Here is a 25,446-nt window from a genome sequence, read left to right on the forward strand (position 1 = left end):
CGGCGCAGGGGGCGTAATCAACCGAGAAGGACTGGGACAACGTGTTCTGATCTGGCCCGCTGAACGGCCATTTCAATCATGTGCCGAGGTCACTCAAATACTGCACGCTGACCTTGAACGCGTCATCTTCAAATGACGCAGGCCAACCTGACAATGCGCTGATCATGGGCATGCGCGCCCGCATCCGCCCCATCGAAAATCTGGAACTGGATTTTGTCCGCACCGCCCAGTTCGGCGGCGCGGGACAGCCGCAGGATTTTAACACCCTCCTGCGGGTTTTGGGCGGTCGCTCCAACGAGGGTGCCGCTAGGGGCGCCAACCAGATGGCGGGCATTGGGCTGAGCTACAGCCTGCCAAACCTTGGTGGTGGCAGCCGGATCTATTACCAGTTCGTCGGTGAGGATGAGGCGGGCTATTTCCCCTCCTGTTTGATGCACATGGGCGGGGTAGAGACAAACACCTTGCTATTTGGCATTCGTTCACAGATCACTATCGAGCACAAGGACACCACCATCGCTAGGACTACAAGCGGAGCATGCGGGGCCAACACCGCGTATCAGAACGGAACCTTTTCCTACGCCAACAACGGCGTGGTGCTGGGATCTGCAATTGATACCCAAGGCAAGGCCACCACGCTTTATATGAAGCATAAGCTGGATGAGACATCTGTGAATTGGAGCGTCGGGCACTACACCATCAACGATCAGTCGCTGGCTACCCACCGCCTGTCTACCACGCGGGCCACGGGGCTTGTCGCCACTGCAGGACTGTCGCAGCCCTTGCTGGGGGGCACGGTCAGCGCCTTGATTGCGCATCAGGACTTTGATCTGAACACTGCCGGTTTTGACAAAGGCACCCGTGTTGGGGTGAGCTTCCAGACCTCGTTCTAAGATGTCCCAACCGTAAGACGTAGAAAGTGCCTGTGATCCGAGATGGTCACAGGCACTTTTCTGTTCCAACTCAGCGGGTGCGAAAATGTTTCGCGCGCGAAACACTTGACCCTATTCCATCGAAATAGACGCTAATCTGCCGCACCAGACCGCGCCGACAGCCAGTCGATCAGTTCGGCGATCAGCGCCTCATCCTTATCCTCCCCCACTTTGCCAATGCTTCGAGCGCTTCCTTCTCATGCCTTAAGACGCGACGAATCTCGCTTCCCATGTCGAAAGCCAACTGAGGTGTTGTCTGCCCCTTCATCGCGGCGAGGCGATTGAAAAACGAAATCAACGTTTCGCGCCACGCTGGCTTAGGCGCAAGTATTAATGAGGACATATAAGTAGACCGCATATTGAGAAGGCGTGCAATGCTATCGGTCAAAACCCTCACAAAGTCCAAAGAAATAAGGGGGGCTAGTGCCAATCACAGCAAGTCGCGCATCAGCACCCAAACAAAAGACTTGACATACATTCGCACGAAACAGCCTGATTTCGCACTCTTATGCCTCGTTGGCATTAATTTTTGGGAAAATGGCAGGGGCACCAGGGCTCGAACCCGGGACCTACGGTTTTGGAGACCGTCGCTCTACCAACTGAGCTATACCCCTACGCTGGGCGTTTGATTATGGCAGCGCGGGGGGGAGATCAAGGGGCTTTTTCAGTTTCGGATGTGAAAAGCGTTTTCTACCGAAAGAAACCTTCCCCTCACCTACCCCGCGCAATACCAGCGACGGCTGCGATGATCAGGTTGGGCGCGTCTCGGCCACCAGATCCCGCAATGCGGCCACATCGGCGCTGGCCAAGACAGGCAAGACGCGCCGAATCTGATCCAGCGGCAAATCCCACCATGCGAGCCGTTCCAACAGCTCAATCACCGTCTCAGGGAAGCGCAAACGCACCACCTGTGCCGGATTGCCTGCGACCACTGCATAGCCAGGCACATCGCGACTGACCACCGCCCCAGCACCGATAATTGCACCATTGCCGACCGTGACGCCAGGCAGGATCATAGCGTTATGGCCAATCCAGACGTCATGGCCGATGTAGGTGTCATCGCCCTTGGCAAATTCCTCTGCATAGAGGTCCATGCAGTCGTGGTTAAACACCGCAAAGGGATAGGCACTGAACCAGTGCTTTGGATGATCGGCCGAGGCGGTGATAAAACGCGTACCGTGGGCGAACTGGCCAAAGCGACCGATGTGCAACCGTTCCGGCGCACCTGCGTAGAGGTACGGCGCAATGCGGGCGGCATAGTCTGTGACCGGATCGAAATCGTTGTAATAGGTGTAATCGCCCACAGTTATATTCGGGTGGTCAATCACCTGCGACAGATAGACGGTGTTGGGGTAGGGCTGGCCATCTGGCAGCAAGATAGGATGACGCAGTGAAGCGTCGAGGAAGGCAGGCATAACAGCACTCCTGTTCTGAAAAACATTCAAATCGGATTTTGGCTGTTACTGCTCCACGGCACCCTCCATTGGTTGTAGGGATTATGTGGGGATGCACGGGATGGCTTTCAAGAACGCTTACCTCAACCAAAGGCAGTTCACACATAGACTCTGGTAAAAGTGCCAGCCCTCTGAAGCGCTTAGTCCAAGCGAAATAAACAACCGCGTTAACAGCTGAATGTGGAGAGCCAAGTTACCCGATCAACTGACATTATACGTTGAACGCACAAAATAGCGCGCCCCTAGCCAAATTCGGGATCAAAAGGCGAGTTAGTCAGTTAGTAAACCTTCTTGCTCCAAAAATCTCACTGCTCGCGCCAACTCGTTCTGCATGTCTTCGACCCACTGTGTCAGAAGTACACCAGAAAATCTCCGGTTCATTTCCCCTATTTCGACTCCCTTACTGGACGCGCCACGCCGCCCATAGTTCACATTCAACGTTTCGAGTTGTTGTTCAATGCTATCAACATCTAGCCTCCGCGCGCGACCTTCATAGCTGCATTTCATCAAAAAAGAGGCCATGTGTACAAAGGAGAAATCGAAAGCATCCAGTCCACAACACTCGACTTCGCATAAAGCCACACAGTGCGCAACGAGCCCAGAAAGCGGATAGTCAAGCTTCAACGAATACACTGTCGCAACCCATATTGATCAAATATGACCATCCAAATAGCTCACCAGACACTTCAGCGCCACTATTCACTCTTCTGCTTCGCGGTCACTGACTGTGTTAGCTGCTGAAAAACCTGAAGCGGCGCGCCTGAACCGCAGGGGCGAAGCGAAGCGCCCGCGTTTTGCCAAAGGCAAACCTCCGGTTTGGTGGGGGCGGTTCGAGCGCTGCCAAATCTTTGATCTGACAAAGAGCTTCGCCAGTTACCCCGTCCCCCCACGCAAAAAGGGCGCCCCGAGGGACGCCCTTTTCTTAGATCAAATCGTCGAGATTACTCGATGATTTTGGATACAACACCGGAACCAACGGTGCGGCCGCCTTCACGGATGGCGAAGCGCAGGCCTTCTTCCATCGCGATCGGGGCGATCAGCTCGGCCGACAGTTTCAGGTTGTCGCCGGGCATTACCATCTCGGTGCCCTCGGGCAGGATGCAGGTACCGGTGACGTCGGTGGTACGGAAGTAGAACTGCGGACGGTAGTTCGCGAAGAACGGGGTGTGACGACCGCCTTCTTCTTTGGTCAGGATGTAGACCTCAGCTTCGAACTTGGTGTGCGGGTTAACCGAACCCGGGGCACACAGAACCTGGCCACGCTCAACCGAGTCACGGTCAACGCCACGCAGCAGCGCGCCGATGTTGTCGCCGGCTTCACCGCGGTCCAGCAGCTTGCGGAACATTTCAACACCGGTACAGGTGGTTTTCGAGGTGTCTTTGATGCCAACGATTTCGATCTCGTCACCAACGTTGATCACGCCACGCTCAACACGACCGGTTACAACGGTACCACGACCCGAGATCGAGAATACGTCTTCGATCGGCATCAGGAACGGCTGGTCAACGGCACGTGCGGGCTGCGGGATGTACTCATCAACAGCTGCCATCAGCTCTTTGATTTTCTCTTCGCCGATTTCAGGCTTGTTGCCTTCCATCGCCGCCAGAGCGGAACCTGCGATGATCGGAATATCGTCACCCGGGTAGTCGTACTCGGACAGCAGCTCGCGGACTTCCATTTCCACCAGCTCCAGCAGCTCTTCGTCGTCTACCTGGTCAACTTTGTTCAGGAATACAACCATCTTCGGGATGCCAACCTGGCGGCCCAGCAGGATGTGCTCACGGGTCTGCGGCATCGGGCCGTCAGCTGCGTTCACAACCAGGATCGCGCCGTCCATCTGCGCTGCACCGGTGATCATGTTTTTCACGTAGTCAGCGTGGCCGGGGCAGTCAACGTGTGCGTAGTGACGGCTCTCGGTTTCGTACTCAACGTGTGCGGTCGAGATGGTGATGCCGCGCGCTTTTTCTTCAGGTGCGCCGTCAATCTGGTCGTACGCTTTGAAGTCACCGAAGTATTTGGTGATTGCTGCGGTCAGCGTGGTTTTGCCGTGGTCAACGTGGCCGATGGTGCCGATGTTAACGTGCGGTTTGGAACGCTCAAACTTTTCCTTTGCCATGATGGCCTCCTAGTCTGTCATGAAAGGCTGAACAACCAGCCTTCAAATCGGGAAAGGGGGGACCGAAACGGGCCGGTCCCCCAAATTGCTTAGGCGTATTTCGCCTGGATTTCTTCACTGATGTTCGACGGCACCGGATCGTAGTGCGAGAACTGCATGGTGAACTGGGCACGGCCGGACGACATCGAACGCAGGGTGTTGATGTAGCCGAACATGTTCGCCAGCGGCACGTTTGCGTCGATCGCAATCGCGTGGCCGCGCGGCTCTTGGCCAGAAACCTGACCACGACGCGATGTCAGATCGCCGATGATACCGCCGGTGTATTCTTCGGGGGTGATCACTTCGACCTTCATGATCGGTTCCAGCAGCTTAGCGCCTGCCTTCTTCATGCCTTCGCGCATACACATACGTGCTGCGATTTCAAAGGCCAGAACCGAGGAGTCAACATCGTGGAATTTACCGTCGATCAGGGCAACCTTGAAGTCGATTACGGGGAAGCCAGCCAGCGGGCCGCTATCCATAACCGAGGTGATGCCTTTTTCAACACCAGGGATGTATTCCTTGGGAACCGCACCACCAACGATGCGGGATTCGAAGGAGTAACCTTCACCAGCTTCGGTTGGGGTGATGATCATCTTCACCTCACCGAACTGACCGGAACCACCGGACTGCTTCTTGTGCGTGTAGCTGTGCTCCACCTCGTGCGAGATGGTTTCACGGTATGCCACCTGCGGCGCACCGATGTTTGCTTCAACTTTGAATTCACGCTTCAGACGGTCAACCAGAATGTCCAGGTGAAGTTCGCCCATGCCTTTCATGATGGTCTGGCCCGATTCCAGGTCAGTTTCCACACGGAAGGAGGGGTCTTCGGCTGCCAGACGTGCCAGACCTTGCGACATTTTTTCTTGGTCGCCTTTGGTCTTCGGCTCAACCGCGATCTCGATAACGGGATCGGGGAAGGTCATGGTTTCCAGAACAACGGGATCCTTGGCGTCGCAGAGGGTGTCACCGGTGGTGGTGTCTTTCAGACCCGCCAGCGCGATGATGTCGCCTGCAAATGCCTCTTCGATCTCCTCACGGTTGTTGGAGTGCATCATCATCATACGACCGACGCGCTCTTTCTTACCTTTGGTGGAGTTCTGGATGCTGTCGCCCTTGTTCAGAACGCCCGAGTAGATACGGGTGAAGGTCAGCGAGCCAACGAAGGGGTCGTTCATGATTTTGAACGCCAGACCGGAGAACGCCATGTCGTCGTCTGCACGACGGGCAATGTTACGCTCTTCGTTTTCGTCACCAGGTGCGAAGCCCATGTAATCGACAACGTCCAGCGGGCTGGGCAGGTAGTCGATTACTGCGTTCAGCAGCGGCTGAACACCTTTGTTTTTGAACGCCGAACCGCCCAGTACCGGAACGAAGTCCAGTGCCAGAGTACCCTTACGCAGCAGTTTGCGCAGGGTTGCGACGTCGGGCTCTTCGCCTTCCAGGTAGGCTTCCATGGCGTCTTCGTCTTGCTCAACGGCCGCTTCGACCATCTTTTCGCGCCACTCGTTCGCCATGTCCTGCAGCTCAGGACGGATCTCAGCGTGGATCCAGGATGCACCCAGATCTTCGCCCTGCCACAGCCACTCTTTCATGGTGACCAGGTCCAGCAGACCTTCCAGCTCGGATTCTGCACCGATCGGAATACCGACGGGAACAGCACGCGCGCCGGTGCGTTCTTCGATCATGTTGACGCAGTTAAAGAAGTCTGCGCCGATCTTGTCCATTTTGTTGACGAAAACCATACGCGGAACCTTGTAGCGGTCAGCCTGACGCCACACGGTTTCGGTTTGAGGTTCAACGCCAGCGTTTGCGTCCAGAACACAGACAGCACCGTCGAGTACCGCCAGCGAACGCTCAACTTCGATGGTGAAGTCAACGTGGCCGGGGGTGTCGATGATGTTCATGCGGTGCTTGGGCGAGTCAGCAGTCTTACCATCTTCGGTGCGTTCCCAGAAAGTGGTGGTCGCAGCCGAGGTGATGGTGATGCCGCGTTCCTGCTCCTGCTCCATCCAGTCCATGGTGGCTGCACCATCGTGCACCTCACCGATGTTGTGGGATTTACCAGTGTAATACAGGATACGCTCCGAGCAGGTGGTCTTGCCTGCATCGATGTGCGCCATGATACCGAAGTTACGGTATAGGTCGAGCGAATATTCGCGTGCCATTGGTCTAAAGCCTCTGTGGAATTACCAGCGATAATGGCTGAACGCTTTGTTCGCGTCTGCCATCTTGTGAGTATCTTCGCGCTTTTTAACAGCGGCACCACGGGATTGAACGGCATCCAGCAGTTCGCCGGCCAGACGTTCTTCCATGGTGTTTTCGTTGCGGGCGCGGCTCGCGGAGATCAGCCAACGGATGGCCAGAGCTTCACGGCGCTCGGGGCGCACTTCAACGGGAACCTGGTAGGTTGCACCACCAACACGACGCGAACGAACTTCGACGGCCGGTTTGATGTTGTCCAGTGCTTCGTGGAACACTTCGACGGGGGCGCGTTTGATCTTACCTTCAACGCGGTCCAGCGCGTTGTAGACGATCTTTTCCGCAACCGACTTCTTACCGTCGATCATCAGGTTGTTCATGAATTTGGACAGTACGCGATCGCCATACTTGGCGTCGGGCAATACTTCGCGCTTCTCAGCAGCGTGACGACGAGACATTCTTCGATCTCCTTACTTCGGACGCTTGGCGCCGTATTTCGAACGACGTTGCTTACGGTCTTTAACGCCCTGGGTATCCAGAACACCACGCAGGATGTGGTAACGCACACCCGGAAGGTCTTTTACACGGCCGCCACGGATCAGAACCACGGAGTGTTCCTGAAGGTTGTGGCTTTCACCGGGAATGTAAGAGATCACTTCGAAGCCGTTGGTCAGGCGAACCTTCGCAACTTTACGCATAGCCGAGTTCGGCTTCTTCGGAGTGGTGGTGTATACACGGGTGCAGACGCCACGTTTTTGCGGGCACTGCTCCAGGTGCATAGATTTGGAGCGCTTGACTTTGGGCTGACGCGGCTTGCGGATCAGCTGTTGAATCGTTGGCATAGGGTCACTTTCCCGTTTGCTTCACAATGTTTATCCAAGGCGACTGCCCTGAACGATGATTGGTTGCGCAACACAGAAGCTGCATAGCGCAAAATCCGCGATGTTCCCGTACCGAGGCGAACAACGCGGTGAGTTTTCCAGAGGTCGCAAGCTTCAAAGTAGCTCAGGACTTGGCCTTCTCAGTTGTGGATTCGGCATTTGGGACTCGCCCAGATCAGCCGGATAGTGGGGCGTATAGGGGGAGTCGCGCCCTTTGTCAACAAGGGCCCCAAGCCACACAGCGTGACAGCAGATTTACCCTACCCGCGCCCGCGCCGCCCGCGCGATCTGCCCCTCACGGTAGAGCATGAAAACACCGCTGCCCACGACGATGACCGCGCCGATCAGCGTGACCATATCCGGCCATTCGCCAAACACCAGCCATCCAAGGATCAGCGCCCAGACCAAACTGGTATAGCGGAAGGGCGAAACGAACGAAATCTCGCCCACGCGCATCACCGCGATGGACGACACATAGGCGGCCAGAATAACTGGCGCGGACATGCCGATGATGGACCAGCTGGCCACATTCATCGTGACCCATTCCTGCCCAGTCATCAAAACGCCGAAGAACAGCATCACCCCTGCTGCACTGACAAAGGTAACCAACATCGACGGCACCGCCGATGACAAACGCCGCGTGGCCAGATCCCGCGTTGTGATGCTGGCGACCGCCGCCAGCACATAAAGCGAACTGCGATCAAACCCGTCGGTGCCAGGCCGGATGATCAACAACACCCCGACGAAGCCAACAAGAATGGCGCTCAGCCGCCGCCAGCCAATCGTTTCGCGAAACAACAGCGCCGCTGCCAGCGTCACGACCAAGGGCAAACACTGCAAAATGGCCGTCACATTGGCAATCGGTGCCACAAAAAGCGCGTTTAGGAAGAAATACGCGGCTGAAATCTCGGCCCCGACCCGCACAGCAATCAAGGCCCAGTCCCCTGCCCCAACCCGCGCCCGCAAGGCGCCGCCGCGCACAGCCAGAACACCAGTCATCCCCGTTGCCATTACACCGCGCAGAAACAGCAGCTGAAACAGCGGCACAATCCCTGCCAGCGATTTCATCAAGGCATCATTCAAGGTGAAGGCCGCCATTGATGCCATCATCAACAGCGCGCCACGGGTATTGTCAGAAAGGGAAAGAAACAGTCGCGTTATCATTGCGCGACCCTGCGTCAATGGTTGTGCCTTGTCAAACCCGCACGACTACGGGCAGCGCACAATCAAACGCGCCCGCGCCCTCTTTCACTGTTTCCAAAATACTCCCGCCGGAGGCAGCGCAGGAACCACCACATGAAAAAGGCCCCCGCAATTGCGGAGGCCTCTCTCAATCTCAGTGGAAAACCGACTTATTCGTCGCGGCTTTCCGGGGTGTTGAAGGCATCAGCCGCGCCCATGTCGTCGATGGTCGGGGCAGCCAGTGCGGCGGCTGCTTCGGCCTCTTCACGACGGGCTTCCAGGACCACGTTGTCACGCGAACGCGCAATGCGACGAACACGATCGGTGGCGCCACCGGTACCGGCTGGGATCAGGCGACCAACAAGGATGTTCTCCTTGAGGCCAACCAGACGGTCGCGTTTGCCCTGAACCGAAGCTTCGGTCAGCACGCGGGTGGTTTCCTGGAACGATGCTGCCGACATGAACGAACGGGTCTGCAGCGACGCTTTGGTGATACCCAAGAGGATCGGACCACCAGTTGCCGGACGACCGCCGCGGGCGATGGCCTTTTCGTTGGCCTCGTCCAGTTCGGTCTTTTCGACGTGTTCGCCTTTCAGCAGGGTGGTGTCACCGCTGTCCGAAATCTCCCACTTCTTCAGCATCTGGCGCACAATCACTTCGATGTGCTTGTCGTTGATCTTCACGCCCTGCAGTCGGTAAACCTCCTGCACCTCGTTGATCATGTAGTCGGCCAGTGCGCCAACGCCCATGATGGCGAGGATGTCGTGCGGTGCCGGGTTGCCGTCCATGATGTAGTCACCCTTCTGGACGAAGTCACCTTCCTGAACAGGAATGTGCTTGCCCTTGGGCACCATGTATTCGACGGGCTCGCGACCCTCTTCGGCAGCTTCGATGGTGATACGACGCTTGTTCTTGTAGTCGCGGCCAAAGCGTACGTAACCATCGATTTCGGCGATGATTGCGTGATCTTTCGGACGACGCGCTTCGAACAGTTCCGCAACGCGCGGCAGACCACCGGTAATGTCCTTGGTCTTGGCGCCTTCACGCGGGATACGCGCAACAACGTCACCTGCTTTGATCTCTTGACCGTCTTCGACCGACAGAATGGCGTCAACCGACATCGGGTGAGTCAGCGGGTGGCCCTGTGCGTTACGCACCGGATCGCCGTCACCGTCCACCAGAATAATTTCCGGCTTCAGCTCGTTGCCTTTCGGTGCCGCACGCCAGTCGATCACGATCTTCTGGGTCATGCCGGTGGCTTCGTCGGTGACGTCGCGCACTGCGATGCCGCTGACCAGGTCCACATATTTGGCGGTACCGTCTTGCTCCGCGATGATCGGCAGGGTGAAGGGGTCCCATTCGAACAGTTTGTCACCGCGGGCAATCTTCTGGCCCTCGGTCACGAACAGCTTGGTACCGTAGCCCAACTTGTGGCTGGCGCGTTCTTCACCGTTGTCCATGATCTTCAGCTTCATGTTCCGGCCGATAACCAGAACTTCGCCGTTGACGTTGGTCAGGATCTGCGGGTTCTCAAACTCGATCTCGCCTTCTTGGCTTGCTTCGAGGAAGGACTGCTGACCACCCTGTGCCACGCCGCCGATGTGGAAGGTCCGCATCGTCAGCTGTGTACCAGGTTCACCGATCGACTGTGCCGCGATGATGCCGACGGCCTCACCCACGTTCACAGGCGTACCGCGCGCCAGGTCACGACCGTAGCAGGTTGCACAGACACCGTCGTCGCTTTCACAGGTCAGCGGGCTACGGATCTGAGCGGTCTGAACACCGGCTGCTTCGATGGCGTCGGCCATACGTTCGTCGACCAGAACACCACGGGCTGCGATCACTTCGTCGGTGCCCGGCTTCATCACGTCTTCGGCGATGATCCGGCCCAGCATACGCTCACCGATGGAGGCGACAACTTCACCGTCGTTCACTGCCGGTTCAACAGTGATGGCGTTTTCAGTGCCACAGTCTTTGTCACGAACGATACAGTCCTGTGCCACGTCAACCAGACGACGGGTCAGGTAACCCGAGTTCGCGGTCTTAAGCGCGGTATCGGACAGACCTTTACGAGCACCGTGGGTCGAGTTGAAGTACTCAAGAACGGTCAGGCCTTCTTTAAAGTTCGAGATAACAGGCGTTTCAATAATGTCACCGTTCGGCTTGGCCATCAGGCCGCGCATACCACCCAGCTGACGCATCTGCGTAACCGAGCCACGCGCACCGGAGTGAGCCATCATGTAAACCGAGTTCGGCTCCATCTCTGCGCCCGACTCGTCGTGACGGGTGGAGGAGATGGTGGACATCATCGCTTCGGTCAGCTTGTCGTTACACTTCGACCAGCTGTCGACAACTTTGTTGTACTTTTCGCCCTGAGTGATCAGACCGTCCATGTACTGCTGTTCAAAGTCTTTTACCTGATCGCGTGTCTCATCAACGATGGTCCACTTGTTGTCAGGGATAACCATGTCGTCCTTACCGAACGAGATGCCTGCCTTGAACGCTTCTTTGAAGCCCATCGACATGATCTGGTCACAGAAGATGACCGACTCTTTCTGGCCGCAGTAACGGTAGACGGTGTCGATGACCTGCTGCACTTCTTTCTTACGCAGCAGACGGTTCACCAGCTCAAACGGTGCTTTGGCGTTTTGCGGCAGCAGCGAACCCAGACGGACACGGCCCGGCGTGGTTTCAAAGATCTGCTGCACTTCCATACCGTTTTCGTCGATCTGGGGCACACGTGCCTTGATCTTGGAGTGCAGGTGCACCTCACCAGCGTCCAGCGCGTACTGAACCTCATCCAGCGAGGAGAAGACCATGCCTTCGCCCTTCATGCCATCGCGGGCGATGGTGAGGTAGTACAGACCCAAAATCATATCCTGCGACGGAACGATGATCGGCGCGCCGTTTGCAGGCGACAGAACGTTGTTGGTCGACATCATCAGGACGCGCGCTTCCAGCTGCGCTTCCAGCGACAGCGGGACGTGAACCGCCATCTGGTCACCGTCGAAGTCCGCGTTAAACGCCGAACACACCAGCGGGTGCAGCTGAATTGCCTTACCTTCGATCAGGGTGGGTTCAAACGCCTGGATACCCAGACGGTGCAGCGTCGGTGCGCGGTTCAGCAGAACGGGATGTTCGCGGATCACCTCATCGAGGATATCCCACACCTCGGGACGTTCTTTTTCCACCAGTTTCTTCGCCTGTTTCACAGTCGAAGACAGACCACGCGCTTCGAGGCGCGAGTAGATGAAGGGTTTGAACAGTTCCAGCGCCATCTTCTTGGGCAGGCCACACTGGTGCAGCTTCAGCTCAGGGCCGGTCACAATCACCGAACGACCAGAGAAGTCGACGCGCTTACCCAAAAGGTTCTGACGGAAGCGACCCTGCTTACCTTTCAGCATGTCGGACAGCGATTTCAGCGGACGCTTGTTGGCGCCGGTGATCACGCGGCCACGACGGCCGTTGTCGAACAGCGCGTCTACAGATTCCTGCAGCATACGCTTTTCGTTACGCACGATGATGTCGGGCGCACGCAGTTCGATCAGACGCTTCAGACGGTTGTTCCGGTTGATCACACGACGGTAAAGGTCGTTCAGGTCGGAGGTCGCAAAGCGGCCGCCATCCAGCGGGACCAGCGGACGCAGTTCCGGCGGGATCACCGGCACAACGGTCATGATCATCCACTCAGGACGGTTGCCCGACTCGAGGAAAGCTTCGACCACTTTCAGACGCTTGATGATCTTCTTAGGCTTCAGTTCACCGGTTGCTTCGGCCAGTTCGGCGCGCAGCGTTTCGGCTTCAGATTCCAGATCGATCGCGGACAGCATCTCACGGATCGCTTCAGCACCGATGTTGGCGGTGAAGGCGTCCATGCCGTACTGGTCCTGCGCGTCCATGTACTCTTCTTCGGACATCATCTGACCGTACTGCAGGTCGGTCAGACCCGGTTCGATGACGACGTAGTTTTCAAAGTACAGAACACGTTCCAGATCGCGCAGCGTCATGTCCAGCATCAGGCCAATACGCGACGGCAGCGATTTCAGGAACCAGATGTGTGCAACAGGCGCGGCCAGTTCGATGTGGCCCATACGCTCACGGCGCACTTTCTGGAGGGTAACTTCAACACCACATTTCTCGCAGACAACGCCGCGATACTTCATGCGCTTATATTTGCCGCAGAGGCATTCGTAATCTTTGATCGGGCCAAAGATACGCGCACAGAACAGACCGTCGCGCTCGGGCTTGAAGGTCCGGTAGTTGATGGTTTCGGGTTTTTTGATCTCACCGTAGGACCACGACAGGATACGCTCGGGCGATGCCAGCGAAACGCGGATCTCGTCAAAGACCTTGGGCGGGGTCAGCGGGTTGAACGGGTTGTTCGTCAGTTCCTGGTTCATTTTGATACCTCAAATCTTGCGGAAGGGGGGGATGGGAGAAGGGCGCGCGGCCCTTACTCCTCTTCCTCCGCATCCAGGAGTTCCATATTCAGGCCGAGGCCACGGACTTCTTTCACCAGAACGTTGAACGATTCTGGGATGCCCGCCTCAAAGTTATCCTCGCCCTTGACGATGCTTTCGTAGACCTTGGTCCGGCCTGCCACGTCATCCGACTTCACAGTCAGCATTTCCTGCAGGGTGTAAGCTGCGCCGTATGCTTCCAGCGCCCAAACTTCCATCTCACCGAAACGCTGACCACCGAACTGTGCCTTACCACCCAGCGGCTGCTGGGTAACAAGCGAGTACGGACCAGTCGAACGCGCGTGGATTTTGTCATCCACAAGGTGGTGCAGTTTCAGCAGGTATTTCACACCTACGGTCACCGGACGGGCGAACTGTTCACCGGTGCGGCCGTCGAACAGGATCGACTGACCCGATTCCGAGAAGCCAGCACGCAAGAGCGCGTCGTTCACGTCCAGTTCCTTGGCGCCGTCGAAGACCGGGGTGGCGATCGGCACACCGCGGGTCACGTTGCCGGCTGCTTCCAGCAGGTCGGCTTCGTCCAGGTCGGCCAGGCCTTCCTGATAGACGTTGTCGCCATAGGCGTGCTGCATCGCTTCGCGTACAGGGGTCAGATCGCCGGTGCGGCGGTAGTCCTGCAGAGCGTCGTCGATTTTCAGACCCAGACCGCGTGCGGCCCAACCCATGTGGGTTTCAAGGATCTGACCAACGTTCATACGCGAAGGCACACCCAGCGGGTTCAGACAGAAATCAACCGGCGTACCGTCGGCGAGGAAGGGCATGTCTTCCATCGGAACAACGCGCGAAATCACACCTTTGTTCCCGTGGCGACCCGCCATCTTATCGCCCGGCTGCAGCTTACGCTTCACCGCGATGAAGACTTTGACCATCTTCATCACACCCGGCGGCAGGTCGTCACCACGACGGACCTTCTCTACCTTGTCCTCAAAACGGGCGTCCAGCGCACGTTTCTGGGCTTCGTACTGCTCGTGCAGGGCCTCAACGATCTGTGCGTCACCCTCTTCTTCGAGGGCCAGCTGCCACCACTGACCACGGGTCAGCATTTCCAGCGTGTCCTCGGAGATGACGGAGGATGCTTTGACGCCTTTCGGACCCTTCACGGCAACTTTGCCGATCAGCATGTCGCGCAGACGGGCATAGATGTTGCGATCCAGGATCGCCAGCTCGTCGTCACGGTCACGGGCCAGACGCTCAACCTCTTCACGTTCGATCTGAAGGGCACGTTCGTCCTTCTCTACGCCGTGACGGTTGAACACGCGCACTTCAACAACGGTACCAAAGTCACCCGGCTTCACGCGCAGCGAGGTGTCGCGCACGTCGGATGCTTTTTCACCAAAGATGGCGCGCAGCAGTTTTTCCTCGGGGGTCATCGGCGATTCACCTTTGGGGGTGATCTTACCGACCAGAATATCGCCCGGCTCAACGTCTGCACCGATGTAAACGATGCCAGCCTCATCGAGGTTGCGCAGCGCTTCTTCACCGACGTTCGGGATGTCGCGAGTGATCTCTTCCGGACCAAGTTTGGTGTCACGGGCGGCGACTTCGAATTCCTCGATGTGGATCGAGGTAAAGACGTCGTCACGCGCGATACGTTCGGAAATCAGGATCGAGTCTTCGTAGTTGTAACCATTCCAGGGCATGAACGCGACGATCACGTTTTTACCCAGTGCCAGTTCACCGATATCAGTGGACGGGCCGTCTGCCACAACTTCGCCTTTGGTGACGCGCTGGCCTACTTTCACCAGCGGACGCTGGTTGATGCAGGTGTTCTGGTTCGAACGCTGGAATTTGCGCATGCGGTAGATGTCTACGCCTGCGTCACCCAGTTCCAGATCCTCGGTTGCGCGGATAACGATACGCTGGGCATCGACCTGGTCGATGATACCGGCGCGTTTCGCCATGATCGCAGCACCCGAATCGCGGGCCACAACTTCCTCAATACCGGTACCAACCAGCGGCGCCTCAGCGCGCAGCAGCGGAACCGCCTGACGTTGCATGTTCGAACCCATCAGTGCGCGGTTCGCGTCGTCGTTTTCAAGGAAGGGCATCAGCGATGCAGCGACCGAAACCAACTGTTTCGGGCTCACGTCGATCAGATCCACGTTGTCGCGCGGTGCGAGGGTGTAGTCACCGGACTGACGGGTCGAAACCAGTTCGTTCTGGAAACGGCCATCTTCGTCGAGCGAGGCGTTCGCCTGCGCAACGGTGTGACGCATTTCCTCGGTCGCGGACATGTAGTGAACCTCGTCGGTTACCACACCTTCGTTAACCACACGGTACGGGGTTTCGATGAAGCCGTATTTGTTCACACGCGCGAAGGTCGCCAGCGAGTTGATCAGACCAATGTTCGGACCTTCCGGCGTTTCAATCGGACACATACGACCGTAGTGTGTTGCGTGAACGTCGCGCACCTCAAAGCCGGCACGTTCGCGGGTCAGACCGCCCGGGCCAAGCGCCGAAAGACGGCGTTTGTGGGTCACTTCGGACAGCGGGTTGGTTTGGTCCATGAACTGCGACAGCTGCGAGGAGCCGAAGAATTCACGTACAGCCGCCGCTGCCGGTTTGGCGTTGATCAGATCCTGCGGCATCACAGTGTCGATCTCAACCGAGGACATACGCTCTTTGATCGCGCGTTCCATACGCAGCAGACCAACGCGGTACTGGTTTTCCATCAGTTCGCCGACCGAACGCACACGACGGTTGCCGAGGTGGTCGATGTCGTCGATGTCGCCGCGACCATCACGCAGGTCAACCAGCGCTTTGATGCAGGATACGATGTCTTCTTTGCGCAGGGTGCGCTGGGTGTCTTCGGCATCCAGAGCCAGACGCATGTTCATCTTCACGCGACCAACGGCCGACAGGTCGTAACGCTCGCTGTCGAAGAACAGGGTGTCAAACAGGTTCGACGCGGCCTCAACGGTCGGCGGCTCACCCGGGCGCATCACGCGGTAGATGTCCATCAGCGCGGTGTCGCGGCCCATGTTCTTGTCTGCCGCCATGGTGTTGCGCATGTAGGGGCCGACGTTGACGTTGTCGATGTCCAGAACCGGAATGTCGGTGATGCCCGCTTCCAGCAGTTCCTGCAGGGAACCACCGGTCACTTCACCGTCTTTGTCGTACTCCAGGGTCAGTTCATCACCCGCTTCGACGTAGATCGCACCGGTTTCTTCGTTGATGATGTCCTTGGCGACGAATTTACCAACGATGTGGTTGAAGGGCACCAGCAGTTCGGTGATCTTGCCTTCGTCGATGATCTTCTTGACCGCGCGCGGGGTCACTTTCTTGCCCGCTTCGGCGATGATTTCGCCGGTCGCCGCGTCTACCAGATCGTAGGTCGGGCGGGTGCCGCGCACACGCTCGGGGAAGAACTTGGTGACCCAGCCCTTCTGACCTTTTTCAAGTTTGAAATCAACGGTATCGTAGTAGGCATCCATGATGCCTTCCTGGTCCAGACCCAGCGCGTACAGCAGGGTGGTCACAGGCAGTTTACGACGGCGGTCGATACGTGCGAACACGATGTCCTTAGCGTCAAATTCGAAGTCCAGCCACGAGCCGCGGTAGGGAATGATGCGGCAGGCGAAGAGCAGCTTGCCCGAGCTGTGCGTCTTGCCTTTGTCGTGATCGAAGAACACGCCCGGCGAACGGTGCATCTGCGAAACGATCACACGTTCGGTGCCGTTCACGATGAAGGTGCCGTTCGGGGTCATCAGAGGCATGTCGCCCATGAAGACGTCTTGTTCTTTGATGTCCTTCACCGACTTGGCGCCGGTATCTTCGTCGACATCAAATACGATGAGGCGCAGGGTCACCTTCAGCGGGGCGCTGTAGGTCATGTCGCGCTGCATGCACTCTTCGACGTCGTACTTGGGGGTTTCCAGTTCGTACTTTACGAACTCCAGAATGGAGGTTTCGTTGAAGTCCTTGATCGGGAAAACCGACTGGAACACGCCCATGATACCTTCGCCGTCAGTCGGCAGGTCGGCATCGCCGGAGCGCAGGAAAAGATCATATGAGGATTTCTGAACCTCGATCAGGTTCGGCATCTCCAGCACTTCGCGGATTTTGCCGTAATATTTACGAAGACGTTTCTGGCCAAGAAAGCTTTGAGCCATGGTCTATGTCACCTTTCGAAATCTCGTCCACAATCTACCGTCGGGCCCCGGCAAATCGCGTCAGTGACGGCGTGGACCAGATCCATTCTCGACCCCGTCCCACCGGGGTCTCTCGATCCGAAATCCTGCCTTGGGAAACCTCTTCATGCGCGTGCATCAAAGAGGCTTGCCAAGCCGGGTTTTCACCTGATTTTCAGTAAAAAACTATGAGTTTTGATCCCAGATTTCGTGCCGCCTTACCTACCGAACCCACATAGGCCAAAAAGCGGCCTCGAATCGCTCGAAACCGCATGAAGCTTCCGAATAGTCAAATTTCACCACAGTTACAACCCCGTTGGGCTTGACAAATATAATATATTCAAAATGCCAAATCACCTTAGACGGGAACACAGCAATCGCCAAACGAAAACAGGCGCCCCAAAGGGACGCCTGTTAGTAATTGGGTTAAACCCGAATTACTTCAGTTCGATCTCAGCACCAGCTGCTTCCAGCTTGGCTTTGATGTCTTCTGCTTCAGCTTTGTCTACGCCTTCTTTGACGGCTTTGCCGCCGGCTTCAACCAGCTCTTTTGCTTCTTTGAGGCCCAGGCCGGTGATGCCGCGGACTTCTTTGATGACGTTGATCTTTTTGTCGCCAGCGGACTTCAGGATCACGTCAAATTCGGTTTTTTCTTCTGCTGCTGCGCCGCCTTCTGCGGGGCCAGCCATGACAACTGCGCCGCCAGCTGCGGGCTCGATGCCGTACTCATCCTTCAGGATGGTTTTCAGTTCTTGTGCTTCCAGCAGGGTCAGACCCACGATGCTTTCTGCAAGTGCTTTCAGATCAGCCATTGTACTGTTTCCGTATGTTTAAGTGTGTTCCAACGTGCGAGCTTTGCCCCACGCAGATCATTAGGTTGCTTACGCGGCTTCTGCCTTGTCTTCGATGGTAGACAGAATGCCCGCGATATCCGAGGCAGGTGCGCCAATCGCGCCAGCGATACCCGAAGCAGGTGCGCCCAGCATGCCTGCGATGGTAGCAATAAGCTCCTCGCGGGACGGCATTTTGGACACGGCTTCAACGCCAGCAACGTCAAGAGCGTTCTCACCCATGGCACCGCCGAGGATCTCGAATTTCGAGTTGTCCTTGGCGAAACCAGCGGCAACCTTAGCGGCTGCTACCGGATCTTCCGAGTAGGTCAGAACGGTCATACCCGTCAGGTATTCACCCATGCTTTCACAGGGCTTACCCTCAAGGGCGATCTTGGCGAGCCTGTTCTTGGCAACGCGGACCGAGGCATCAGCCTCACGTGCGCGTGCGCGCAGATCCTGCATCTCAGCAACCGTGAGACCTGCGTAGTGGGCTACGACCACAACGCCAGAGCTGTCAAAGATCTGGCCGAGCTCTTCGACCAACTTCTCTTTTTGTGCTCTATCCACAGTTTCACTCCAAATTTGGGGGTCTCCCCCCGGCTCTTTTCTGCCGGACGAAGTCCGACACTCAGGTCCTTTTTACGGGGCTGCGCCAACATCACCCGAAGGAAAGCCTTCGGCTAATCTTTGTCGTTTTCCCGTCTCAGGAGGGAAATTAAGACCCCAGTATCGAGGTCACCCACCGTCTTGGACGAAACGCACGAGGCGCACGACGAATCGCGCGCTATCAGCGTGGGTGCGGTGTAGTGGCAAAACACCTATCGCGCAAGGGGCTAAAGCAAACGACACACCGCGGCATGTCAGGCCTGTCACATCGATACCGAGGCAACAGGTTAATCAGCGAAACTAAAGTTTTCGGGCAACCCTAGCGCCTTGGCATTCTGGGTGCGGATCACAGCGCGCTTCAGATCCGTCGTAGACACATTTTCCGTACGCGGCAGATAAACCACATCACACAGATCAGCCAAATCATCAAACTTGCCGGCCCAGTCATCGCCCATCGCAAACACATCGACGTTGTATTTCACCACATCGTCGCGCTTTTGCGCCCAGTCGTATTCCGGGATCACCAGATCGACATAGCGGCATGCCTCTAGCACCTCGACGCGATTGTCATAGGGGACGACGGTTTTCTTGCCCTTCACCGCGTTAAACTCATCGGTGGAGCAGGCAACAACCAGACGATCCCCCAGTTTGGCCAACCGCTGCAACAGACGCACATGGCCAAAGTGAAACAAATCAAATGTGCCATAGGTCAAAATAGTGCGCTGACGCGGCTGGTCGGTCATGACAGAGCTCCGAGGAAAGTTTTGAACCGCCGGGCGGCATGCGCCCAGGGAAATTTGAAATAGGGATCAGGTTCGCGCCAACCGGCACCATAGTTCACTGCCAGCATTTTCTCTGGCTCTGCAGGCACAGGGCGCCCTGAAATGTCGCAGGACCGCAACGGCAGCACGTCAGTTTCGCTCAGGTCCGCATAGGTGTGCGGATAGATGTGAACCTGCCCATCACTGATCCATGCAGGAAACAGATCAATCTCACACCCGTCCTGCGCCTTTAGCTTGTAGATGCCAGGGGACTTCAGCCCCCCTTCCCCATCAAGCCCCAAATCGACAAGCCGCTGCCAAAGCGCACTCCACTCTGCTGCGGCCTCTTCTTCGCTGGTGGCCTTCAAGATCAGCGCCAAATCCACATCATCATCGTGGTCAATCAGTTTACCATCGCGCACAACACCAAGCAGCGTGCCAGAGTTCAAGAAGCACTGATACCCCATTTGATCCAGCGCCTCGATGTGACCGCCAACTGCGCCCCAGATTTCACCATGATCGCGGTTTTCAAACGTCGTGGCTGCATAGCCGTGGTTTGTCGGGATACGGTCCCCCAGCAGCGCCTCGAACTCATCAAACAGCTGCGGCTGACCTTCGGCCACGCGCTTGGCCTTCAAGGTGCCCAACGCCCGAACCGTCGCTGCAGGGCGCAACTGCCCAACAACGGCGGTTGCAATAAACGCTTCGAGGAACAGCGGAGACGGAGGATTGCGGCGCAGATGCTTCAACTCAGCAAAGTAGTGCCACGCACTAAAGTTGCCCTTAACCCCGTGCAAAGCCGCCATCGCCATCAACCGGATCTCTTCGATTCGGGTGACGCGGTCGCCTTTCTTCAGGCCTTTGGCCCGCTCGATCAGTGCTACCGTATCCACTAACTTACCTGTGATGTTATCTTTTGCTTTATATACCCCCACTTCGGGGGCCGCTCTTGGACGCAACGATACGCATTTTTCAGCGCAAAGGCGATTCACCGCTGCCCAGCATTTGAAACAACCCAGACCAAGGCGACATCACAGTCACATCTTTGCAACAAAAAAGGGCGCGCCGTCCGGCACGCCCCTTAAATTTTCACCTGATCAGAAGGATCAGTTGTTGGTTGCGCTGTCGATGTTCAGCGAAACGCCCGGACCCATGGTCGAAGAGATTGCGATCTTCTTCATGTAGGCGCCTTTGGCACCTGCGGGTTTGGCTTTCTGAACAGCTTCAACGAAGGCGCGGATGTTTTCCACCAGCTTGGCTTCGTCGAAGGATGCTTTACCGACGCCTGCGTGTACAACACCGGCCTTCTCGACCTTGAACTGTACTTCGCCGCCTTTGGCTGCTTCTACGGCCGCTTTCACGTCCATGGTCACGGTGCCAACTTTGGGGTTCGGCATCAGGTTGCGCGGGCCCAGGATTTTACCCAGACGACCAACAACCGGCATCATGTCCGGGGTCGCGATGCAGCGATCGAATTCGATGGTGCCGCCCTGAATGGTTTCCATCAGGTCTTCGGCGCCAACGATGTCTGCGCCAGCGGCCTGAGCTTCTTCAGCTTTCGGGCCACGTGCGAAAACAGCAACGCGAACGGATTTACCGGTGCCGTTGGGCAGGCCAACAACGCCACGAACCATCTGGTCTGCGTGACGGGGGTCAACACCCAGGTTAACGGCGATTTCAACGGTCTCGTCGAATTTGGCGTTTGCGTTGGCTTTCACCAGTGCAACAGCTTCTTCAACGGTCAGGTCAGCTTTGCCAGCGAAGGCTTCACGCGCAGCGGCGGTACGTTTTCCCAGCTTTGCCATCTTACTTCACCTCGATGCCCATGGAGCGGGCGGAGCCCAGGATGATCTGCATTGCCGCGTCGATGTCGTTGGCGTTCAGATCTTTCATCTTGGCTTCGGCGATTTCTTTCACCTGAGCCACGGTTACCGAACCTACGGTCTCACGACCGGGGTTGTTGGCGCCGGATTTCAGCTTGGCAGCTTTCTTCAGGTAGTAAGACGCGGGCGGCGTCTTGATGTCCATGGTGAAGGACTTGTCCTGGTAGTAGCTGATCACGGTCGGGCAAGGCGCGCCAGGATCCATTTCCTGGGTCTTTGCGTTGAACGCTTTACAGAATTCCATGATGTTGATGCCGCGCTGACCCAGTGCCGGACCTACCGGCGGGGACGGGTTAGCTTGACCAGCAGGCACCTGCAGTTTCAGGGTGCCGACGAGCTTCTTAGCCATTGTCTTTTCCTTTTCAAACAGCCGTGGGGCGCGCCCCGCAGCCTACGTTGCCGTGGTTGGGTCGGACCATCGCGATGGACGCACCTCCCACGAGGGATTCGCCGCATAACACGGCGATAAGCCGCGCTGATAGACCTGTTGCGATCAGAATGCAAGCCGCATTGGCAGCGTTTCAGCGCAAAATCCGCCAATGAAAAAAGGGGCGACGCATCAGCGCCACCCCTTTCGCAATTCCTGTCAGAAACAGCCAGCCTTAGCCCTGTTTCGTCACCTGGGTGAAGTCCAGCTCCACCGGGGTTTCGCGACCGAAGATCGACACCGAAACCTTCAGTTTCTGCGCTTCGTCGTCGACACCTTCGATCATGCCGTCGAAATCTTCGAACGGGCCGTCGTTCACTTTGACCTTTTCACCGATCTCGAAGCTGATCAGGGTGCGCGGCGCTTCTTCGCCTTCCTGAACGCGGTTGAGGATCTGGTTCACCTCTGCGTCGCGCATCGGCATCGGGCGGCCCTGCGGGCCGAGGAAGCCAGTGACGCGGTTGATGGTCGAAATCAGGTGATAGCCACGATCGCTCATTTCCATGCGGACCAGTACGTAACCGGGCATGAAACGGCGTTCGGTGGTCACTTTCTTACCACGGCGCACTTCGATGACCTCTTCGGTCGGCACCAGCACCTCTACGATCTCATCTTCCAGACCGTTTTCTTCCGCCGAGGTGCGGATCTGTTCGGCCACCTTCTTCTCGAAGTTCGAGAGAACGCTCACCGAATACCAACGCTTCGCCATCTTCTGTGTCTCCGCACTTGTGACCCGCGCGGGATGTCAGATCCCAGATCGAGCGAGTCGGAATTAAAACTGTAGATGCGGATTATACCACACCTTTCCGGAACAAAAATACGGCGTGCAACTCGAATCGCCACACGCCCTAACCGGATTAGATTTTCACCTACGCCGCAGCAGGTAGGATTTCAAGCGAAAAGGCGCAACCAAAGCGGCGCGCCCTCCCCTAAACCAGCAGATCAAACCCCGGATCGGGTTTGCCGTGCTTTAGCCGAAAATCGACAGAATGCCGCGCAGACCGCCTTTGATCGCCAGATCCACCAGCGCAAAGAACAGCGCGGTGACGGTCGCCATGATGAACACCATCACGGTGGTCAGCAGAACTTCACGACGGGTCGGCCAGACAACTTTGCCCACTTCGCCGCGGACCTGCTGAATGAACTGTAGCGGATTTGTACGTGCCATATATCTGTCTTTTCTCTCAAGCTAGGGCGCAGATACGCCGAACTGCGCCCGAATTCAAGGGGCATCGCCCCCTGATCCGTTGCAAGGCCGCTTATGCGGGCAATGCGCCGGTCAAGACATAGCGCAGCATCTCGACCACCTGCGCCGGCTCTTCGGCGACGGCCAGTGCGGCGGCGTCCACCTCTTTCAGCGCGTGCTGGTGTTCGGCGGGATGCAGTACAATCAGGGACTTACCCAATGCCGCCGCATATCCGGCGTCAAAAGCGGCGTTCCACTGTTTGTATTTTTCGCCAAAGCGCACGACAACAACGTCCGCCTCGCCGATCAGGGTGCGGGTGCGAATGGCGTTCAGCTTCGCGCCCTTGTGATCGTGCCAGAACTTGTTCGGTTCCGCCCCCAGAATCGCCACGCCGCAATCGTCGCTGCTGTCATGATCGGTGTTCGGCGCGGAGAAGCTGACATCCAGCCCCTTCGCACCTTCAATGATCTGTTCACGCCAATCGGTGTGGATCTCACCGGACAGATAAACCTTCAGCGTCATGTTGCGCCCTCCATAGTCGTTTCACCCTATCTAGGGGCTTGGCACAGGCTTGCACAGGGGCATGTTGCACGCAGGATCCATTCAGCCCGCCCGCCGCCGCGCCACCAGATACCGCACCGGCGGGGCGCCATTGGGGAAATTGCCTGCCTCGATGATCTCGAACCCCGCTGCGGTCACCAACCGCTCCAGCGTCGTTATGGAGAGCGAATTCACATAAGGCGCTTTGCCGAGCAGCCGCATCAACGGCAACACCGCGCGGATCGCCAGTGATTTGGGCGACAGCCCCTCGCCCAGGCAGCCGGTTTTGGAAATGAACAGACCACCCGGTTTTACCAGTGCCGCAATATCATCCAGCCGCTGATCCAGATCAGGCAACAGATGCAGCAGCGAATGCGCCATCACCACGTCAAACTGCCGCCCCTGAAACGTCTGATCGCCCACCATCGCCTGCGTGAAGTCGAGGTTATCCAACCCCGCCTCCGCCGCCCGCACGCGGCAATGGGTCAACATCCCCTCGGACACATCCGATCCGGTGAAATGCCCTGCATGTGGCGCCAGCCGTACCGCGGTCATGCCGGTGCCGCAGCCCAGTTCCAACACCTCATCCTGCGCACCGATATAGGACGCGGAACGTTCCAATGTGTATTCATAGGCCGCCAAATCCGCGATGTCGGACTTGGCATAGCCATCTGCAATCTTGTCCCAAAATCGGGCAGTCTGTTGTGCCGTCATGATCCGGCCCTTTCTAAACGATCTCTCTGAGGCTGAAGATATCCATGCACATTCACCATATAAATTGGCGAAATTTGCAGTATACCCATACAAAAACGTATAGATTTTCAAATCGGATCCACATTTATGGCCAACCCGAAAACAGATTTTGACTGGAACCACATGCGCGCCTTCCTCGCCACGGCGGAGGAAGGATCGCTCTCCGCTGCCGCGCGCCGTCTGGGTCTGACGCAGCCAACGCTGGGCCGTCAGGTCAGCGCGTTGGAGGAAGAGCTGAACCTGATGCTGTTTGAACGGGTCGGCCGCAATCTACAACTGACCACGGCGGGGGCTGAACTGCTGCATCATGTGCAGGCGATGCAACGCGCCGCCGATCAGGTGTCGCTGGTGGCCACCGGTCAATCCCAAACCATCGAAGGGCTGGTGCGCATCACGGCGAGTGAGGTGTTTTCCGCCTACCTGTTGCCGCCGATCCTAGAGGATCTGCGCACCCGCGCCCCGCAGCTGGAGATTGAGATCGTCGCCTCCAACGACCTACGCGACCTAATGCGGCGTGAGGCAGACATCGCCATCCGCCACGTGCGCCCCGACCAGCCCGATCTGATCGCACGACTGGTCAACGAGGCCGACGCCCATTTCTACGCCGCCACCCGCTATCTGGATCGCAAGGGTCGCCCAAACAGCGTTGAGGATCTGGCGGATCATGAGTTTCTGAACTTCGGCACGCCGGAACGCATGGTGGGGTTCTACAAACCCCTCGGTTTCCCCGTGACCGAGAAGCATTTCCGCATGGGGTCAGAAAACGGCGTGGTGGCGTGGGAACTGCTGCGTCAGGGGTTCGGCATCGCCGCGATGATGGCCGAGGTGGGCCGCGTCACACCGGGGGTCGAGCAAGTCCTGCCACAGATGGATCCGATCAAAGTGCCGATCTGGCTGACCACCCATAGGGAACTGCACACCAGCCCGAAAATCCGGCTGGTGTTTGATGTATTGGCAGAGCATTTGGGGAAGAAGGGGAAGGCACATTGATAACCCGAAATTCCAAGTGTCCGCAATTGAGTGCACCGCTGATCCTTCGCC

General features: G+C 57.2%; 21 protein-coding genes and 1 tRNA gene. 2 read left to right on the forward strand and 20 right to left on the reverse strand.

All coding sequences use genetic code 11. From position 1 onward, the window contains the following. The first annotated feature begins 113 nt into the window (after positions 1-113). Entirely contained in the window at positions 114-890 is a 777-nt protein-coding gene (locus tag TM5383_RS03375) for a capsule assembly Wzi family protein (protein WP_159438584.1), read from the forward strand. 577 nt (positions 891-1,467) lie between these two features. On the opposite strand, the gene TM5383_RS03385 is transcribed toward TM5383_RS03375, so the two are convergent. The 20 genes from TM5383_RS03385 to TM5383_RS03480 form a co-directional block, all read right to left on the reverse strand. Further along, positions 1,468-1,543: transfer RNA gene (locus TM5383_RS03385), tRNA-Trp, on the reverse strand. 135 nt (positions 1,544-1,678) lie between these two features. Continuing rightward, entirely contained in the window at positions 1,679-2,344 is a 666-nt protein-coding gene (locus tag TM5383_RS03390; RefSeq protein ID WP_058317643.1) for a CatB-related O-acetyltransferase, read from the reverse strand. A 309-nt stretch (positions 2,345-2,653) separates the two neighbouring features. Continuing rightward, positions 2,654-3,016, reverse strand: coding sequence for a DUF6331 family protein (locus TM5383_RS17150; RefSeq protein WP_370695952.1), 363 nt, complete (start codon positions 3,014-3,016; stop codon positions 2,654-2,656). 308 nt (positions 3,017-3,324) lie between these two features. Then, complete coding sequence (tuf, locus tag TM5383_RS03400; protein WP_058317645.1) at positions 3,325-4,500, reverse strand: elongation factor Tu; 1,176 nt, start codon at positions 4,498-4,500, stop codon at positions 3,325-3,327. An 89-nt stretch (positions 4,501-4,589) separates the two neighbouring features. Further along, a complete protein-coding gene (fusA, locus tag TM5383_RS03405) occupies positions 4,590-6,707 on the reverse strand; it encodes an elongation factor G (RefSeq protein ID WP_058317646.1) in 2,118 nt (705 codons plus the stop codon). A gap of 21 nt (positions 6,708-6,728) precedes the next feature. Next, entirely contained in the window at positions 6,729-7,199 is a 471-nt protein-coding gene (gene rpsG / locus TM5383_RS03410) for a 30S ribosomal protein S7 (RefSeq protein WP_058317647.1), read from the reverse strand. Positions 7,200-7,211: 12 nt separating this feature from the next. Further along, complete coding sequence (gene rpsL / locus TM5383_RS03415) at positions 7,212-7,583, reverse strand: 30S ribosomal protein S12 (protein WP_005621086.1); 372 nt, start codon at positions 7,581-7,583, stop codon at positions 7,212-7,214. 294 nt (positions 7,584-7,877) lie between these two features. After that, positions 7,878-8,786 carry a DMT family transporter gene (locus tag TM5383_RS03420; RefSeq protein WP_058317648.1) on the reverse strand — a complete coding sequence of 303 codons (909 nt, stop codon included), beginning with the start codon at positions 8,784-8,786 and terminating at the stop codon, positions 7,878-7,880. 188 nt (positions 8,787-8,974) lie between these two features. After that, positions 8,975-13,204 carry a DNA-directed RNA polymerase subunit beta' gene (rpoC, locus tag TM5383_RS03425; protein ID WP_058317649.1) on the reverse strand — a complete coding sequence of 1,410 codons (4,230 nt, stop codon included), beginning with the start codon at positions 13,202-13,204 and terminating at the stop codon, positions 8,975-8,977. Between the two features lie 53 nt (positions 13,205-13,257). Then, positions 13,258-17,397: a DNA-directed RNA polymerase subunit beta gene (gene rpoB, locus TM5383_RS03430; protein ID WP_058317650.1), complete on the reverse strand. Its 4,140-nt coding sequence runs from the start codon at positions 17,395-17,397 to the stop codon at positions 13,258-13,260. A gap of 455 nt (positions 17,398-17,852) precedes the next feature. Further along, positions 17,853-18,227, reverse strand: coding sequence for a 50S ribosomal protein L7/L12 (gene rplL, locus TM5383_RS03435; RefSeq protein ID WP_058317651.1), 375 nt, complete (start codon positions 18,225-18,227; stop codon positions 17,853-17,855). 69 nt (positions 18,228-18,296) lie between these two features. Next, positions 18,297-18,815 carry a 50S ribosomal protein L10 gene (gene rplJ / locus TM5383_RS03440; RefSeq protein ID WP_058317652.1) on the reverse strand — a complete coding sequence of 173 codons (519 nt, stop codon included), beginning with the start codon at positions 18,813-18,815 and terminating at the stop codon, positions 18,297-18,299. A 326-nt stretch (positions 18,816-19,141) separates the two neighbouring features. Then, positions 19,142-19,597, reverse strand: a complete 456-nt coding sequence (gene tagD, locus TM5383_RS03445) for a glycerol-3-phosphate cytidylyltransferase (RefSeq protein ID WP_058317653.1) — start codon at positions 19,595-19,597, stop codon at positions 19,142-19,144. After that, entirely contained in the window at positions 19,594-20,508 is a 915-nt protein-coding gene (locus TM5383_RS03450; RefSeq protein ID WP_058317654.1) for a LicD family protein, read from the reverse strand. Before TM5383_RS03450 ends, tagD begins: the two co-directional genes overlap by 4 nt. Before the next feature lie 213 nt (positions 20,509-20,721). Beyond that, the gene (rplA, locus tag TM5383_RS03455) at positions 20,722-21,420 is read right to left on the reverse strand and encodes a 50S ribosomal protein L1 (protein WP_058317655.1); all 699 of its coding nucleotides are present in this window, start codon (positions 21,418-21,420) and stop codon (positions 20,722-20,724) included. 1 nt (position 21,421) lies between these two features. Continuing rightward, the gene (gene rplK, locus TM5383_RS03460; RefSeq protein WP_058317656.1) at positions 21,422-21,847 is read right to left on the reverse strand and encodes a 50S ribosomal protein L11; all 426 of its coding nucleotides are present in this window, start codon (positions 21,845-21,847) and stop codon (positions 21,422-21,424) included. 253 nt (positions 21,848-22,100) lie between these two features. Next, positions 22,101-22,634 (reverse strand): transcription termination/antitermination protein NusG, encoded by a 534-nt coding sequence (gene nusG, locus TM5383_RS03465; RefSeq protein ID WP_058317657.1) that lies wholly within the window; start codon positions 22,632-22,634, stop codon positions 22,101-22,103. A 261-nt stretch (positions 22,635-22,895) separates the two neighbouring features. Further along, positions 22,896-23,093 (reverse strand): preprotein translocase subunit SecE, encoded by a 198-nt coding sequence (gene secE / locus TM5383_RS03470; RefSeq protein WP_058317658.1) that lies wholly within the window; start codon positions 23,091-23,093, stop codon positions 22,896-22,898. Between the two features lie 91 nt (positions 23,094-23,184). Then, the gene (locus TM5383_RS03475; RefSeq protein ID WP_058317659.1) at positions 23,185-23,634 is read right to left on the reverse strand and encodes a YtoQ family protein; all 450 of its coding nucleotides are present in this window, start codon (positions 23,632-23,634) and stop codon (positions 23,185-23,187) included. Positions 23,635-23,715: 81 nt separating this feature from the next. Next, positions 23,716-24,366, reverse strand: a complete 651-nt coding sequence (locus TM5383_RS03480; protein WP_058317660.1) for a class I SAM-dependent methyltransferase — start codon at positions 24,364-24,366, stop codon at positions 23,716-23,718. 126 nt (positions 24,367-24,492) lie between these two features. Here TM5383_RS03480 and TM5383_RS03485 point away from each other — a divergent pair, with 126 nt between their 5' ends. Beyond that, positions 24,493-25,395 (forward strand): LysR family transcriptional regulator, encoded by a 903-nt coding sequence (locus TM5383_RS03485; protein WP_058317661.1) that lies wholly within the window; start codon positions 24,493-24,495, stop codon positions 25,393-25,395. Positions 25,396-25,446 lie beyond the last annotated feature (51 nt).

This window comes from Thalassovita mediterranea (assembly GCF_001458435.1).
GTDB lineage: Bacteria > Pseudomonadota > Alphaproteobacteria > Rhodobacterales > Rhodobacteraceae > Thalassobius > Thalassobius mediterraneus.